Genomic DNA, 16575 nt, shown 5'->3' with positions numbered 1-16575 from the left:
CGCCCCCTGAGCGGCCGCGCTACGCGCTCAAGCGAAACCGTGTGACGTCGATGGCCGCGGCCATCAGCGTCTGCGTGTAGGTAGCCTGCGGATTGCTGAAGATTGCCTCGGTCGGCCCTTCCTCGACGATCTTGCCCTGCTTCATGACGATGATGTAGTCGGCCATGGCGCGCACGACGGCGAGATCGTGGCTGATGAACAGGTAGGACAGTTCATTGTCCGCCTGCAGCTTGCGCAGCAGTTCGACGATCTGTTTCTGGACGGAGCGGTCGAGTGCCGAGGTCGGCTCGTCGAGGACGACCACCTTGGGCTTGAGGATCATCGCACGCGCGATGGCGATGCGCTGGCGCTGGCCGCCGGAGAATTCGTGCGGGTAGCGATTGCGCGCATTCGGATCGAGCCCGACCTCGCGTAAGGCCTCGACTGCGCGCAGATCGCGTTGCCTGCCCGACAGGGTCGGCTCATGCACCAGAAGTCCTTCGGTGATGACTTGGCCAACGGTCATGCGCGGCGACAGCGAACCGAATGGGTCCTGGAAGACGAGCTGCAATTCACGCCGCAACGGCCGCATGGCCTGACGGTCGGCGGCGGAAATATCGCGATCGCCGAAGCGGATGAGGCCATCGCTAGGCAGCAGCCGCAGCAAGGCCCGGCCGAGCGTCGACTTTCCCGAACCCGATTCGCCAACGATGCCGATAGTCTGATTTCGTTTCAGCCGGATCGAAATGTGATCGACCGCGCGCAGGATCAGCGGCTCTCCGGCAAGAAACCCGCCGCCGATCTTGAAGGTCACTTCGACATTCCTGCCTTCGAGCAGAACGGGTGCGTTCGGCGGCGGCGGCGCCTTGGTTCCGGTCGGCTCGGCGGCCAGCAGCATCTTGGTATAGGCATGCTGCGGGTTGACGAAGATCGCTTCCGCCTCGCCCTCCTCGACGACTTCGCCGTAGCGCATGACATAGACGCGGTCGGCAAAGCGCCGGACAATGCCGAGATCGTGGGTGATGAAGACGATCGCCATGCCGAGCTTGCGCTGCAGTTCGGCGAGCAGCATGAGAATCTGCGCCTGGATTGTCACGTCGAGCGCCGTCGTCGGCTCGTCCGCGATCAGTATGTCGGGATCGTTGGCCAGCGCCATGGCGATCATCACCCGCTGTCGCTGACCACCCGACATTTCGTGCGGATAGGATTTCATCCGCCGCTCGGGATCGGGAATATGGACCAGCCGCAAGAGCTTGAGCGCCTCTTCGCGTGCCTCGGCGGCGCCAAGCCCACGATGCCGGCGGATCGGTTCGATCAGCTGGTTGCCGATCGAATAGAGCGGATCGAGCGACGTCATTGGCTCCTGGAAGATCATGCTGATCTTGCGGCCGCGGATCTGATTGAGCTCGGACTTGCTTAGGGTCAAAAGGTTGCGGCCGCGATAGTCGACGACGCCTGTCGCCTCGCCGTTCGAGGCCAGCAGGCTCATCGCCGCCATCATCGTCTGGCTCTTGCCGGAACCTGATTCGCCGACCACGGCAACGGTTTCGCCTGCATTGACGTGGATGTTGATGCCTTTGACGGCTTCGACCACGCCATCGAGCGTTCGGAAGCGGACCCGAAGGTCCTTGACGCTGAGGATCGTTTCGGAAGCGACCATCTCAACGATCCCTGGGGTCGAGCGCATCGCGCAGGCCGTCGCCGACGAAATTCAGCGCGAACAGCGTCGAGACGAGAAAGAAAGCAGGGAACAAGAGCAGCCAGTTGGCGGTGCCGATGTTCTTGGCGCCGGTCGAGATCAGCACGCCCCAGCTGGTCATCGGTTCCTGGACGCCGAGCCCGAGGAAGGACAGGAAACTCTCCAGGATGATGACATGCGGCACCAGCAGCGTCATGTAGATGACCACCGGGCCAAGCAGGTTGGGAATGACGTGGCGGATCAGGATGCCGCGTTGGCCGACGCCCATCGCCTCCGCCGCCTGGACGTATTCCTGCCGCCGGATCGACAGCGCCTGACCGCGCACGATACGCGCCATGTCGAGCCACAGCACGGCGCCGACCGCCAGGAACATCAGCACGAAGTTCCGGCCGAAGAACACCACCAGCATGATGACGAAGAAGATGAACGGCAGCGAATAAAGCACATCGACAATGCGCATCATGACCTCGTCGACCTTGCCACCGGCAAGGCCGGCCGTAGCGCCGTAGAGCACGCCTATGACGCCCGCGACGACCCCAGCGAGCAGGCCGATGGCCAGTGAGATGCGCCCGGCCATCAGCGTCCGCGACAGGAGATCGCGGCCGGTATTGTCGGTGCCGAACAGAAAATATTGCTGCCTGATCGAAGCGCTCATCACCGCCTCAAGGCCGTCAGGCGATTTGCTCTCTATCTTCGTGTTGTCGAAGGCATCGGAACGGTCGAGGTAGCGGACATTGCGGTCATCGATCGGCTTGGGCGATGTGACGGTGACGAAGATGCGATCGTCTTCCTGCCGCCACTCCTTGATGTCGACACGCATGCGCTTGATCGCCTCATTGAGCGCGGTTTCTATCTTGTCGGCCCTCGGATAGGCCGAGAAGCTCGGCGGTGTGCGCACATAGTCAGCGTAGATGGTGGTGTATCGATGCGGCACCAAAGAGGGTCCGAACACGCTGAGGATCGCGATGAAAGCAAGATAATACAGGCTGAACATGGCGGCGCGGTTGGCCTTGAGGCGCGCCCAGGCATCGCCCCACAGGGAGCGGCCGACGACGGCCGGAGCGGTGGCTGCGATATCAGTCATAGCGCACCCTCGGATCAACGAAGGCATACATGACGTCGACGATCAGGTTGAAGACGATGGTGAACAGCGCGATCACCACCACGGTGCCCATGACCAGCGTGTAGTCGCGGTTGAGTGCGGCCTCGACGAAATAGCGGCCGATGCCGGGAACGGCGAAGATCGTCTCGACGATGATCGAGCCGGTGAGCAGTGCCGCCGCCGCCGGGCCTGTGAACGAGACGATCGGCAAAATGGCGCCGCGCAGCGCATGCTTGACGACCACCGACCAGTCGGACAGGCCGAGCGCGCGTGCGGTGCGGATGTGGTGCGAGCGCAACGATTCGATCGTCGAGCCGCGCATCAGGCGGGCGACGATGGCGATCTGCGGCAAGGCGAGCGTCAGCACAGGCCCGACCTTGTTGAGCAGGGCGCCATCGCCCCAGCCGCCGATCGGCAGCAGCTTCCAGGTCAGACCGAACAAAAGCTGGATCACCGGCGCAATGACGAAGGTCGGAATGGTGCTGCCGGCGGCAGCCAGCGCAATCACCGAGTAGTCGGCAAGCTTGTTCTGGTTGAGCGCGGCAATGGTGCCGAGGAGGCCGCCAAGCAGCAGCGCCAGGATCAGGGCCGAGGCGCCGATCTGGATCGAAACGGGCAGGCCCCTGGCAAATAATTCGGTGACGGTGAAATCCGGCATGTTGTAGCTCGGACCGAAATTGCCGCGCAGCAGATTGCCGAGATAGTGGACATATTGCAGCCAGAGCGGGTCGTTGAGGCCGAACTGCGCTTCAAGATTGGCCTTGATCTCGGGGCTCAGGCCCCGCTCCTGGTTGAACGGGCCGCCCGGGGCGACGCGTATCAGGAAGAACGCCATGGTTACGATGACGAACAGCGTCGGGATGGCGGTCAGGAGCCGCCGGAATACGTAACGTAGCATCGGTTCCCCGCGGACCTAGAGCGACGTGCGTCCACTTGGACGCACAAAGTACGCTCTAGCGTTTCAATCTTCGCATCGTGCTTCCCGAAAATCGATTCCGATTTTCGGGCCGATGCGATGGCAAACCGGAACCGCCGCCCCTGACGCATGACCCCGAACCGAAGTTCGGAAAGGATCAGGCGTAAATCACAGCGCCCTGTGCGCGTCCCAAAGGACGCGCGGCGCTGTAGAGGAGCGGCAGTCCGGCCAAGGAGATCAGTCCTTGGAGATGAAGCGGGACGGATGCACGTCCATGACGTTGTCCTCAAAGCCATGAAGCTTCGGGGAAACGATATCCTTGTAGCTGTAGTAGAGGAGCGGGATGTTGCCGACCTCATCGACGAGAATGCGCTCCGCCTCAGCGAGTTGCTTCATGCGCTCTTCGGGCTTGCCGCCGGCGGCGGCAGCCTCGTCCATGGCCTTCTCGAAGTCCGGGCTGTTGTAGCCCGAATAGTTGTTGCCGCTTGCCTTGCGGGAGATGCCGAGGAAGGTTTCCGGATCCTTGTAATCCGCAATCCAGCCGGCACGCGCCACGTCATAGTCGCCCTTCTGCTCAAGGAAGGAGTAGTGGGTCTTGGTGTCGGTATTGAGCAGCGTGACTTCGACGCCGAGCGGCTTCAACTGCTCCTGGATGGCGACCGCAGTGTTCTTGTGGTTTTCCGACGTGTTGTAGCGGATTTCCATCTTCAGCGGTTTCTCGGGCGTATAGCCAAGCTTCTCGAGTACCTTCTTGGCCTCATCCTCGCGGTCGATCTGCGACATGTCCGCGTATTTGGCCATTGCCGGCGTATAGCCCTCAATGCCTGGAGGCACCATCGAATAGCCGGGCAGCATTGAGTTTTGCCAGACCTTTTCGGCAAGGAAATCGCGGTCGACTGCCATGGATATGGCATTGCGCAGTTCGACGTTGTCCCACGGGGCCTTGTCGGTTTTGATCGCAAAATAGTAGGTGCCGAGGTAAGGCCCGACGCGAATCTGATCGCCAAATTTGGCCTTGAGGTCGGCGAGCTGCTCGGTCGGGAGGTCGTCGTAGCTGTCGAGTTCGCCGGCCTCGAAGCGCTTCATCGCCGACGAACGATCTTCGGTCGGGATGTAGTTGACGACGTCGAGCTTGACGCTTGCAGCATCCCAGAATTTCGGATTCTTGACCAGTTTGATGTGGTCGTTGGGAACCCACTCCACCAGTGTAAAGGCGCCGTTGGAGACCAAATTGCCCGGTTTGATCCAATCGGCGCCGAGCTTGTCAATGGAGGCCTTGCTGACCGGATAGGCCGCCTGGTGGGTCAGCATTTCGAGGAAATAGGGCGTGGGCGCCTTCAGCGTCACTTCCAGTGTGTTTGCGTCGATTGCCTTGACGCCCATCTCCTCGGGCTTCGCCTTCTTGGTGTTCACCTCCTCGGCATTCTTCACGGGATAGAGCATCGAAGCGTATTCGGCGCCGGTGGCCGGATCTTCCAGCCGTTGGAAAGCGTAGACGAAGTCATCTGCCGTGACCGGAGCGCCATCCGACCAGACGGCGCCCTTGCGCAGCTTGAAGGTGTAGACGGTGCCGTCGTCCGATACTGTCCAGCTTTCGGCGGCGCCCGGGATGAGGTTCGCCTTTGCGTCCTGCATGGTCAGCCCCTGGAACAGGTCACGCAAAATATTTGCTTCGTAGATTGTCGAGGTCTTGTGCGGGTCGAGCGACTCCGATTCGGCGGCGGTGCCGCGGTTATAAACGACCTCGGCGAAAGCCGGCGTGTAGAACGTGCCGGCAGCCAAGGCCATGGTTGTGGCGAACACCGTCGCCTTCAGCATGTTTTTCAGCATGAAGTTCTCCCTGTCGAGGCGGCCCTTCAGCTACGCCTCTTGAGTGTTGACGCCCCGAAACCGATTAGATGGCCCCTTTGAGCGCGCCGCCGGTTCCCTCTCCGGCAGCTGGTGGCCAAACAGTAACGTGGCAATTTTTTATTTCAACAGACTCGTGAGGTCACCCTAAGTAAGGCGCGCTGACAGCCACTTCGCGGCCGCCAGAACAGCAGTCGAAACGATGGGCTTGCCTCCGTTTCCCACACTTCAAGCACTCGTTCTGGCAAGAAACCTGTCGTCGATTCCACTTTGTCGAAATGTCTTAAGCCGTCTTTAAGCAACCATGGGTTACTTCTTGCGCGAGCTTCGAGATGTCTCGATGGGCGAAGGACATGGACAGGATAGAAACTGAGACAATCTCTATACAGCGGCGTAAAATGCACCGGTTAACACTCAAATTTCGCCAGTTTAGAGACCAGTCCGGAACTTCCGCCATCGAGTTTGCGCTGCTTTCGCCCATTTTTATCTTAATTTTGCTCGGAATGGTTGCGTACGGTATCTATTTTGGTGCAAGCAACTCTGTACAGCAAATCGCAGCGGACGCCGCCCGCACGGCGATAGCCGGGCTGAATGAGGGCGAGCGCCAGGCGCTGGTGACCAGTTTCGTCAACACCAATGCCGGCGGATATCCCTTCGTCGATTCCACCAAGCTGACCTATCAGGCAAAGGACAGCACAGCCGACGGAAACCAGTTCGTCGTGTCCATCCAATACGATGCCCGTAACTTGCCGGTCTGGAATCTGTTCCCGACGCTGCCCATGCCTGGAACCACGATCTCACGCGAGTCGACAATACGGGTCGGAGGCATCTGAATGTCGGAAACTTTGCCGGGGAGGATCGGCCGGGTCGCCCACTCGATGCTTGGCGACCTGAATGCGAACTTCACCGTCATGACGGCGCTATGCGCACCGTTCGCGCTGGCGCTGGCCGCCTTCGCCATCGATGAAGGCTCGATCTATGTGGAGCGCCGGGAGGCTCAGTCGCTGGTCGATCTTGCGGCAATCACCGCCGCCTCCAACATCAACAACATTGAGGCCGCGGTGGTGACCACGCTCGGCGACAACGGAATGCCGGGTATCGTTGTCCAGAAGGCAGGGCAGACGATCGCCCCTGCCCTCGGGAAAACCGTCGTGTCAGTCACCGCCGGCCGATATTCACCAGAGTCGTCGCTCGGCGTCGACAAGCGCTTCGAGGCCGGCAAGACGCCCTACAATGCCGTCCACGTCACGCTGAAAAAGATTCCTGCCCGCTATTTCGCAAGTTCGCTTATCCCTACGCCGGTCATCGGCACCGATGCCGTTGCTAGCGTAGCGCCGCAGGCGATGTTCTCGGTCGGGTCCAGGCTTCTCAGCGTCAATGGCGGCATCCTGAACTCGCTTCTCAGCGGGCTCCTGGGCGGCAACATCTCGCTCAGCGTCATGGACTACAACGCGCTGATCGCTGCCGACGTCAACCTGCTTTCGTTCTTCGACGCGCTTGCCGTCCAGTTGCAACTGACAGGTGTCAGCTATTCGGAGGTGCTGGCTTCGAAAGCGACGGTGGGTCAGATAGCGACCGCCATGGCTGATGTTTCACCCGTTGGCAGCACCAGCAAGCTTGCCTTGCAGACAATCGCGTCAAGGACCACCAACACGGTCAAGATACCGCTCAATCATCTTGTCGACCTTGGATCAATGGGCCAATTGGGCCTCGGGCAAAAGTCGGCCGGTTTTTCGGTCGACGCTAACGCCATGGGAATGCTGACCTCCGCCGCCGCACTGGCCAACGGTTCGAAGCAGGTCGCGCTCAATCTCGGAGCCACCATTCCGGGGCTTACCTCGACCACGCTTGCCATCGCCATCGGCGAACCTGCGCAATTCTCGCCATGGCTGACAATCGGCGAGAAGGGCGCTGTGGTGCGCACGGCACAGACGCGGATCAAGCTGGTGGCGTCCGTCGGCGGCAGCAATGCCAATCTCGGTGGTGGCATCAGCCTGCTGGCCGTCAAACTGCCGCTGCATGTCGAGGTGGCCTCTGCCGAAGCCACGCTGACCGACATCAGCTGCCCGACGGGGCGCCCCGACAGTTTGAAGGTTACCATTGCCGCACGTCCGGGCCTTGCCTCGCTGCACCTTGGCGCCAGCGATGCCGACAACAGCCCCTCCGCCTTCGCCGATTTCAGCAACCCACAGTCATTTCAAAATGCCGAAATCGCGCAGGTCAGCGTGAGGCTTCTGTTTCTCACCCTCAATCTGATCGGCGTGAATGGTTCTGCAGCCGTTGAGATCGCCAACAACGATCCGACGATATTAACCTTCAACAGCACCGAAATCGCAAACAAGACGATAAAGACCGCCTCCACGAAAAACCTGACGCAATCTCTCACCACGTCGCTGGTCAACAATTTGTCGCTATCGGTCAGTGCGCTGGGCCTCGGGCTTGATGTAACCGCCTTGCTTGGAACGGTGAAGCCGGCAGTGGTGGCGCTGCTGAACGGCGTGACGGCGCCTGTCGACGAATTGGTTTACAACGTGCTTGCGGCACTGGGCGTCCGCGTCGGCGAAGCCGATGTCCGGGTCATGGGCGCGACTTGCGGGCGCTCCGTGCTCGTTCAATGAGCTGACAAATGGACGGGTCAGCCGGCTCGTCCGAGGAAGCAGCCCAAGGGCGGCAGCGACAGAATTTTGTCCTGCAAGGCGGTACCAGCGCCAAGATCGATCGACTCTGCGACATCGATACCCTGCGGCAACGGCCAGCTGGCCGGCTTCTCGGCGAAATTGAAAACGCAGAGCAGCTTCTCGCCGCCGCCTTCGCGAATGAAGGCAAGCACATCGCCCTCGGCATCGAGAAAGCGGATCGAACCTTGTACCAATGCGGCATGCTGCTTGCGCAAGGCCAGCATCGCCCGATAGCTGGCCAGAACCGACTTTTCCTCGCCATTCTGGATATCAACCGCGCGGGCGCGATTGCTTTCCGGGATCGGAAGCCACGGCCTGCCGGTGGAAAAACCGGCATTGTCGGCACCTCTCTCCCAGACCATCGGCGTGCGGCAGCCATCCCTGCCCTTGAACCCGGGCCAGAAGCGGATGCCGTAGGGATCGCGCAAATCCTCGAACGCCAATTCCGCCTCCTCCAACCCGAGTTCCTCGCCCTGATAGAGGCAGATCGATCCACGCAGGCATGACAGCAGCGCGATCGAGAACCTCGCCACCCTCTCTGGATCGCCGTCGAGCCTTGTCCAGCGCGTCACGTGGCGAACGACATCGTGGTTGGAAAACGCCCAGCAGACCCCGCCGTCCAAGACCGTACTCTCGAAAGCCTCGACACATCCGCGTATATGTGCTGCCGAGAATTGCGGACCGAGCAGGTCGAACGTGTAGCACATGTCGAGCTTGTCGCCGCCGCCAGTGTAGGCGGCGAGCGTCTGCAACGAACGGGTTTCGTCGCCGACCTCGCCGACAGCGGCGCGGCCCTCATATTCGTCGAGCAGCGCCCGAAAACGCCTGAGGAATGCGAGGTTTTCGGGCTGCGTCTTGTCGAACAGATGTTCCTGATAGAGGTAGGGATTGGTTTCGGTGTTGGTGCCGGCGACACTCGACGCCAGGGGCGGGTTGCTGCGCAGCCAGCGGTCATGGACATAGTAGTTGACGGTATCGAGCCGAAAGCCGTCGACGCCGCGCTCCAGCCAGAACCGCACCGTTTCCAGCAAGGCGTCCTGAACCTCCGGATTGTGGAAATTGAGGTCCGGCTGCGAGGCAAGGAAATTGTGCAAGTAATATTGCCTGCGGGTCGCATCCCACTCCCAGGCGGGACCGCCGAAGACCGACAGCCAGTTGTTGGGGGCGGTGCCGTCAGGCCTCGGATCGGCCCAGACATACCAGTCCGCCCTGTGGTTATCGCGGCTCGCGCGGCTTTCGACGAACCATTCATGCCGGTCGGACGAATGCGACAGGACCTGGTCGATAATGACTTTCAGGCCGAGACGGTGCGCCACGGCGACCACCGCGTCGAAATCCTCTGATGTGCCGAAGATCGGATCGACGGCTGTATAGTCGGATACGTCGTAACCCATATCGGCCATCGGCGACTTGAAGAAGGGCGACAGCCAGACGGCGTCGACGCCAAGCGATGCTACATGAGCCAGCCTTGGGACGATGCCGCGCAGATCGCCACTGCCGTCCCCCGTCGTATCTTGGAAGGAGCGCGGGTAGATCTGGTAGATGACGCAGCCGCGCCACCACTCGGTGTTGTCACTTGCCACCGGCGTTCTCCTCTATCCGTGCCTGCGCGGCTTTGTGTTCGATGATGAAAATCACCGTTCGCCCCGGCACCGGCCGTGAAATTCCTGCTGCGCCGTCCGGTGTTTCGATGGCTGGCACCCAGCGAAATCCGTCGCGCTCCGGCAGCGTGAACATACACGCCCGGCGATCACCATTGATGACCGCGGCAAGGCGGCAATCATCGCCGCCGAGCATCATGACCAGGCGGTACCGCTTCGGATCGTGCCAGCCTGCCTCGTCGAGCGGCATGCCGGTTTCAGTGAGCCAGACGACGTCCGGTATTTCTGACCCGGGCCGCGGCTGTCCAGTCAGGAAGCGCGTGTCGGAAAGCGCCTGCACGGAACGACGCATCGCGGCGAGCAAAACGGCGCGTTGTTCCAGCGCCTGATCGCGGCCGGTCCAGTCGAGCCAGGTGATCTCGTTGTCCTGCGCATAGGCGTTGTTGTTGCCCTCCTGGGTGCGGCCGAATTCGTCGCCGGCGGTCAGCATGATCGTGCCGCGCGAGGCAAACAGCATGGCCAGCAGCGCACACTGGTCATCGAAACGGGCCGTAACGATCGCCCGGTCGCCGGTCTCACCCTCGACGCCATTGTTCCAGGACAGGTTGTGGTCGTGGCCATCGCGGTTCTGCTCGCCATTGGCCTCATTGTGCTTGTGTTCGTAGGCAACAATGTCGGCCAGCGTCATGCCGTCATGCGCGGCGATGAAATTGACGCTGCGGTTTGTCTGCCGGCCTGGCTTGGCAAACACGTCGGACGAGCCGGCAAGCCGGGTCGCCAGCGCGCCGACCATGCCGCTATCGCCGCGCCAGAAGCGGCGAATATCGTCGCGATATTTGTCGTTCCATTCGAGGAAGGGCGGCGGAAAATTGCCAAGCTGATAACCGTCAGGGCCGATATCCCAAGGCTCGGCGATCAGCACCTTGTCACCAAGGACCGGGTCGTTGCGAATAGCCATGAGCAACGGCGCCGCCGCGTCGAATACGCCATCGACCCGACCCAAAATGGGCGCCAGATCGAAGCGGAAACCGTCGACGCCGGCATGGCAGACAAAGTGACGAAGCGTGTCGAGGACCATTTCCTGGACGATCGGATGATCACAGGCGACCGTGTTGCCGGTTCCGGTGTCGTTAGCCAAGCTGCCGTCCGGCCGATGCCGGTAGTAGGCACGGCTGTCGAGGCCGCGCAGCGACAGCGTCGGCCCAAACCTGTCGCTTTCGCCGGTGTGGTTGAAGACGAGGTCGAGGATGACGCCGATGCCGGCCTCACGCAGCGTGGCAACCGTCTGCCGCAATTCCGCGAGACCGCCGGGCGCCAGGCGCGGATCGAGCGCCATGAAGGTCACGGGGTTGTAGCCCCAGGCATTACGCAGCCCGAGCGGCGGCAGATGCCGCTCATCGATCGATGCCGTCACCGGCATCAGTTCGACCGCTCGGACCCCGATTTTTTTCAGGTGCTCGACTATGGCCGGATGGGCAAGGGCTGCGATCGTCCCGCGCTGCTGCTTCGGGATGTCCGGATGCAGCATGGTGAAGGCGCGCACCGGCACTTCGTAGATCAGACCACCGGGCTGGAATAGCGGCGGCAAGGCAGGCGTCGGTTGCGGCAGTGTGGCGGCAATCGCCTTCGGCAGCAGCGGCGCGGTATCGGTGCCGTCGCCCCGTCGTGCGGCGAGCCTGATGTCATAGACATAAGGCCTGTCGATCTCGACGGCATATGGGTCGACCAGCAGCTTGCCGGGATCGAACCAGAGCCCTTGCTCGGGCGCATACTCGCCATCGGCGCGAAATCCGTACCGGGTGCCGGCAGCGAGGCCGGCAACGAAAAGCGCGTGAACGCCCTCGCCTTCCGGCTGAAGTTCGATCCGGCCGATCTCCCTGTAACCCTGCTCATCGAAGATCGAGACCCAGAGCCGGCGGGCCGCGGACGACCATGCGGCAAAGCGAATGCCTTCGCGGGTGACGGTCGCGCCGAGCTGGCTCACGCGCGCCAACCTTGTTGTGGAGCATCGCAAAGGTTCGGGATTGGCCGAAGCCTATCCAACTTCGTCATCCCTGGGCGAAGCAGGAGCGAAGCTCCGTCGCGGAGACCCTGGGATCCATGACGTGACCTCGGCCGACGCATGCGGCGGAGCAGACTTATACACGGTGGCGGCGCTCTGGGGTCATGGCATGGATCCTGGGGTCTGCGCCGCGTCGCTGCGCTCCTTGCTTCGCCCCAGGATGACGAAGCGATGGGGGTTTTAGCCAATCTCCAAGCCATGCGATCCGTCAGCGCAAGCACATCCGGCCTGTCAAGCTTCTGCGCCAGGAGACCAGTTCCCCGATCGGCAACGCGGATCGACCCTCCCGACAGGCGAGAGGATGAGGGTGGCCAGCTTCACGTAATCACGCTCGGCTTGTCGCGGCCGGTATGGCTGCGAATCCCGGCGATATCATCGGCTGCCGCAATCAGATCGGCAAGCGCCTCCTGCGTGTCGAGATCGTGCCTGGATTTGTCCGGCTCGTAGCGCTCGATATAGACGCGCAACGTCGCCCCTGAGGTACCGGTGCCGGAAAGACGGAAGACGACGCGCGATCCGCCTTCGAAGAGCACCCTGATGCCCTGGTTCCTGGCTATCGAGCCGTCGACCGGGTCGTGGTAGGCGAAATCGTCGGCGCTGGCGATCTTCATGCCACGCACGCTGGCGCCAGGCAGTGATGCGAGTTTCGCGCGCAATTCATCGACCAGGGCGTTGGCGCGGTCGGTCTCGACCTCCTCATAGTCATGGCGCGAGTAGTAATTGCGACCGTAGGTCGCCCAGTGCTCGGTGACGATCTGCTTGGCGCTTTCGCCGCGGGCAGCAAGGATATTGAGCCACAAAAGCACGGCCCACAGCCCGTCCTTTTCGCGGACATGGTTGGAGCCGGTTCCCGCACTTTCCTCGCCGCAGATCGTTGCCATGTCGGCATCGAGCAGATTGCCGAAGAATTTCCAGCCGGTCGGCGTTTCGTAGATGCCGATGCCGAGCTTTTCGGCGACGCGATCGGCCGCGCCGCTGGTCGGCATGGAGCGCGCGATGCCTTTCAGGCCGGCCTTGTAGCCCGGCGCCAGATGGGCGTTGGCGGCGAGCATGGCCACCGAATCCGACGGGGTGACGAAAATGCCCTTGCCGATGATCAGGTTACGGTCGCCGTCACCGTCGGAAGCAGCGCCGAAATCCGGCGCATCCGGTCCCATCATCTCGTCATAGAGGTGTTTGGCATGAACCAGATTGGGGTCGGGATGGTGGCCGCCGAAATCCGGCAGGGGAATGAAGTTGCGGGCGGTGCCCTTCGGCGCGCCGAGCCGGTTCTCCAGGATCTCCTTGGCGTAGGGACCGGTCACGGCATGCATGGCGTCGAAGCGCATGCGGAAACCCGATTTGAACAGTGCGCGCAAGGCATCGAAATCGAACAGGCCTTCCATCAGCTCGGCATAGTCGGCGACCGGATCGATCACCTCGACCGTCATGCCGCCCGCCTCGACTGTACCGATCGTGTCGAGGTCGACCGTGCCGACGTCGGCGATCTTGAAACTGGAGATTACCTTGGTCTTGGCGAAGATCGCGTCGGTCAGCTTTTCCGGCGCCGGGCCGCCGTTGCCGGCATTGTACTTGATGCCGAAATCCTCGTGTGGGCCACCCGGATTGTGGCTGGCCGACAGGATGATGCCGCCGAAGGTCTTGTATTTGCGGATGACATGCGAAGCGGCCGGCGTCGATAAGATGCCGCCCTGGCCGACCACCACCTTGCCGAAGCCGTTGGCAGCAGCCATGGCGATGGCCTTCTGGATGACCTCGCGATTGTAGAAGCGGCCGTCGCCGCCGATCACCAGGGTCTTGCCCTTAAACCCGTCCAGTGCATCGAAGATCGACTGGATGAAGTTCTCGGCATAGTGCTCCTGCTGGAACACGGGCACTTTCTTGCGCAGCCCGGAAGTGCCGGGCTTCTGGTCTAAGTAGGGTTTGGTGGCGACGGTGCGTATCATGCTTCAGGCAACCCTTTTCGAAAGCAGCAAGCGATAGAGTTCGAGGTATTTTTCTGCGCTTTTGTCCCACGACACATCGGCCTTCATGCCCTGCCGCTGCATCGACGTCCAGACCGTGGGGTTGGCGTGCGCCGCGACCAGCCGGCGGATGGCGTGCAGCAAGGCGCCGGGATCGGCGGGTGCGAACTGAAAGCCGGTTGCGACGCCTGCCGAAACGGCCGCTTCATTGGCGTCGATGACCGTGTCGGCAAGGCCACCGGTGCGGGCGACGATCGGCACACAGCCATAGCGCAGGCCGTAGAGCTGAGTCAGCCCGCAAGGCTCGAAGCGCGACGGGATGACGATGGCGTCACAGCCGCCCTGCATGGTGTGGGACAGCCCCTCGTCGTAACCGATCACGACGCCGATGCGACCGCGATGGCGGGCGGCGGCGGCCAGCAGCGCGCCTTCGAGGCCGGCGTCGCCGGACCCCAGGATCGCCAGGCGCGCACCCCTCGCAACGATCCCGTCGACGACTGTCGCCAGTATGTCCATGCCCTTTTGCCAGGTGAGCCGGCTGATGACGCAGACGATCGGACTGTCGTCGCGGTCGAGATTGAAACGATCTTCGACCGCGGTCCGGTTAGGATGCCGCAGCTTCAATGTCTTGGCCGTGTAGTTGGAGACCAGATGCTTGTCGGTTTCAGGGTTCCATATCTCGGTATCGATGCCATTGACGATGCCATAGAGATCGACGGATCGCATGTTGACGAGCCCATCGAGCCCCATGCCGAATTCCGGCGAGCGGATCTCCTGCGCATACGTCGGGCTGACTGTGGTGATGGCCCAGGCGGCCTGCAGGCCGGCCTTGAGGAAACCGACGCCGCCATAATATTCGACGCCGTCGAGCGCCATGGCCGCTGCCGGCAAGCCAAGCTCGCCAAAGATGCCGGCGCCGAACTGACCTTGGAAAGCGAGGTTGTGGACGGTGATCATCGACGGCGTGCCGACCGCCTTGCCGTACCGCATATAGGCCAGCGTCATCGCCGATTGCCAGTCATGGGCATGGACGATGTCCGGCTGGTAGCCCGAGATGACGCCGCCGGCGATGTCGCCGCCAACCTGGCTCAAGGCCGCGAAACGCCGCCAATTGTCCGGCCAGTCGGCGCCGGCGGCATTGCCATAGGGGCCGCCGGGACGATCGAACAGATGCGGCGCGTCGAGCACGAACAGGTCGAGCCCGGCAATCTGGACAGCATGGACCGACGCCTTGCCGCCCTGCAGCAGCGGATATTGGTGAACGGGTTTTTTCTTCTTGAAGCCATCCATCACTTGGGGATAGCCGGGAACAAGCGTGCGCATCGTCACGCCCTTGCCGGCGAGCGCGACGGGCAACGCGCCGGTCACGTCGGCAAGCCCGCCAGTCTTGATCAGAGGGAATATTTCGGGCGTGACCGACAGAACCTGCATTCATTGCAATCCCAGTTTGTCGATCATGGCCTGCGTGACGAGGCAGATGCCCTTTTCGGAAACGCGGAAGCGCTTGGCGTCGAGAACGGGATCCTCGCCGACCACCAGCCCCTCCGGTATCCTTACGCCATGATCGATCACCACGCGCTTCAATCTTGCGTTCCGGGCGACATGGCAGTCGGGCAGCATGACGACTTCCTCGAGCGTCGAATAGGAGTTGATGCGCGCGCCGGTGAAGATCAGGCTTCGCTTCAGCGAAGCACCAGAGACGATGCAATCACCTGAGACGAGCGACGACACAGCCGAGCCGCGGCGGCCATCCTCGTCATGCACGAACTTTGCCGGCGGCTTCAGCTCGGCATAGGTCCAGATCGGCCAGTCGCGGTCGTAGAGGTCGAGCTCCGGCGTGATGTCGGTCAGGTCGATATTGGCTTCCCAATAGGCGTCGACCGTTCCGACATCGCGCCAGTAGGCTTCGTTCTCGGCCGTCGAGCGCACGCAGGATTTGGCGAAGCGATGGGCGATCGCCTTCCCGTGCTCGACGACATAGGGGATGATGTCCTTGCCGAAGTCGCGGCTTGAGCCAGGCTCGACCGCGTCGCGGCGCAATTGCTCCATCAGGAACTTGGTCTTGAATACGTAGATGCCCATCGAGGCCAGGGCAAAATCCGGTCTGTCGGGAATGCCGGGCGGATCTGCCGGTTTCTCGATGAAAGAGATGATGGTGTCCTTTGCATCGACATGCATGACGCCGAAACCGGTCGCCTCCATGCGCCGCACTTCGAGGCAGCCGACGGTGACGTCGGCGCCGGCGTCGACATGCTGGCGAAGCATCAGCTCATAGTCCATCTTGTAGACGTGGTCGCCGGCCAGGATGACCATGTATTCGGGCCCGTAGGCCTCGATGATGTCGATGTTCTGGTACACGGCATCGGCCGTGCCCTCATACCATTGCGTTTCCGAAACGCGCTGGCTGGCCGGCAGGATGTCGAAGCTCTCGTTGCGCTCGGGCCGCAGGAAGTTCCAGCCGCGCTGCAGGTGGCGGATCAGCGAGTGTGCCTTGTACTGAGTGGCGACGCCGAGGCGGCGAATACCGGAATTGAGCGCATTGGAGAGCGCAAAATCGATGATGCGCGTCTTGCCGCCGAAATAGACCGCGGGCTTGGCGCGCCGGTCTGTCAATTCCTTGAGGCGGCTGCCACGGCCGCCGGCCAGAACATAAGCCATGGCATCGCGCGCCAGCGGCTGGGTCCGTTTTATCTCTGCCATTTTTATCCTCCCAAGTTACGCGCTGC

The 16575-nt window shown here is 61.9% G+C and carries 11 protein-coding genes; 2 read left to right on the top strand and 9 right to left on the bottom strand.

The genetic code is table 11. From position 1 onward, the window contains the following. Positions 1 to 19: 19 nt before the first annotated feature. From NKH12_RS09200 to NKH12_RS09185, 4 genes are all read right to left on the bottom strand, one after another. Positions 20 to 1639, bottom strand: a complete 1620-nt coding sequence (locus NKH12_RS09200; RefSeq protein ID WP_352952815.1) for an ABC transporter ATP-binding protein — start codon at positions 1637 to 1639, stop codon at positions 20 to 22. Position 1640: 1 nt separating this feature from the next. Beyond that, complete coding sequence (locus NKH12_RS09195) at positions 1641 to 2762, bottom strand: ABC transporter permease (RefSeq protein ID WP_352952814.1); 1122 nt, start codon at positions 2760 to 2762, stop codon at positions 1641 to 1643. Next, entirely contained in the window at positions 2755 to 3678 is a 924-nt protein-coding gene (locus NKH12_RS09190; protein WP_352952813.1) for an ABC transporter permease subunit, read from the bottom strand. The genes NKH12_RS09195 and NKH12_RS09190 overlap by 8 nt, the downstream gene beginning before the upstream one ends. Positions 3679 to 3933: 255 nt before the next feature. Then, entirely contained in the window at positions 3934 to 5526 is a 1593-nt protein-coding gene (locus NKH12_RS09185) for a peptide ABC transporter substrate-binding protein (protein ID WP_352952812.1), read from the bottom strand. Between the two features lie 416 nt (positions 5527 to 5942). Here NKH12_RS09185 and NKH12_RS09180 point away from each other — a divergent pair, with 416 nt between their 5' ends. Next, on the top strand, positions 5943 to 6377 hold the full coding sequence (locus tag NKH12_RS09180; RefSeq protein WP_352952858.1) for a TadE/TadG family type IV pilus assembly protein: 435 nt from the start codon (positions 5943 to 5945) through the stop codon (positions 6375 to 6377). Beyond that, positions 6378 to 8162, top strand: coding sequence for a pilus assembly protein TadG-related protein (locus tag NKH12_RS09175; protein WP_352952811.1), 1785 nt, complete (start codon positions 6378 to 6380; stop codon positions 8160 to 8162). Between the two features lie 17 nt (positions 8163 to 8179). On the opposite strand, the gene bglA is transcribed toward NKH12_RS09175, so the two are convergent. The 5 genes from bglA to glgC all read right to left on the bottom strand — a co-directional run bounded on the left by bglA (position 8180) and on the right by glgC (position 16549). After that, the gene (gene bglA / locus NKH12_RS09170) at positions 8180 to 9805 is read right to left on the bottom strand and encodes a beta-galactosidase BglA (protein ID WP_352952810.1); all 1626 of its coding nucleotides are present in this window, start codon (positions 9803 to 9805) and stop codon (positions 8180 to 8182) included. Then, a complete protein-coding gene (gene glgX / locus NKH12_RS09165) occupies positions 9795 to 11807 on the bottom strand; it encodes a glycogen debranching protein GlgX (RefSeq protein WP_352952809.1) in 2013 nt (670 codons plus the stop codon). The genes bglA and glgX overlap by 11 nt, the downstream gene beginning before the upstream one ends. Positions 11808 to 12202: 395 nt before the next feature. After that, on the bottom strand, positions 12203 to 13831 hold the full coding sequence (locus NKH12_RS09160; protein ID WP_352952808.1) for an alpha-D-glucose phosphate-specific phosphoglucomutase: 1629 nt from the start codon (positions 13829 to 13831) through the stop codon (positions 12203 to 12205). Positions 13832 to 13834: 3 nt separating this feature from the next. Then, positions 13835 to 15280 (bottom strand): glycogen synthase GlgA, encoded by a 1446-nt coding sequence (gene glgA, locus NKH12_RS09155; protein ID WP_352952807.1) that lies wholly within the window; start codon positions 15278 to 15280, stop codon positions 13835 to 13837. Then, positions 15281 to 16549, bottom strand: coding sequence for a glucose-1-phosphate adenylyltransferase (gene glgC, locus NKH12_RS09150; protein ID WP_352952806.1), 1269 nt, complete (start codon positions 16547 to 16549; stop codon positions 15281 to 15283). It lies immediately after the preceding gene. Positions 16550 to 16575: the final 26 nt, after the last annotated feature.

This window comes from Mesorhizobium sp. M1322, assembly GCF_040318085.1.
In the GTDB taxonomy this organism is placed as follows: domain Bacteria; phylum Pseudomonadota; class Alphaproteobacteria; order Rhizobiales; family Rhizobiaceae; genus Mesorhizobium.
The sequence above is the reverse complement of the archived record's forward strand: the minus strand, read 5'-3'. Positions and strand labels throughout refer to the sequence as shown.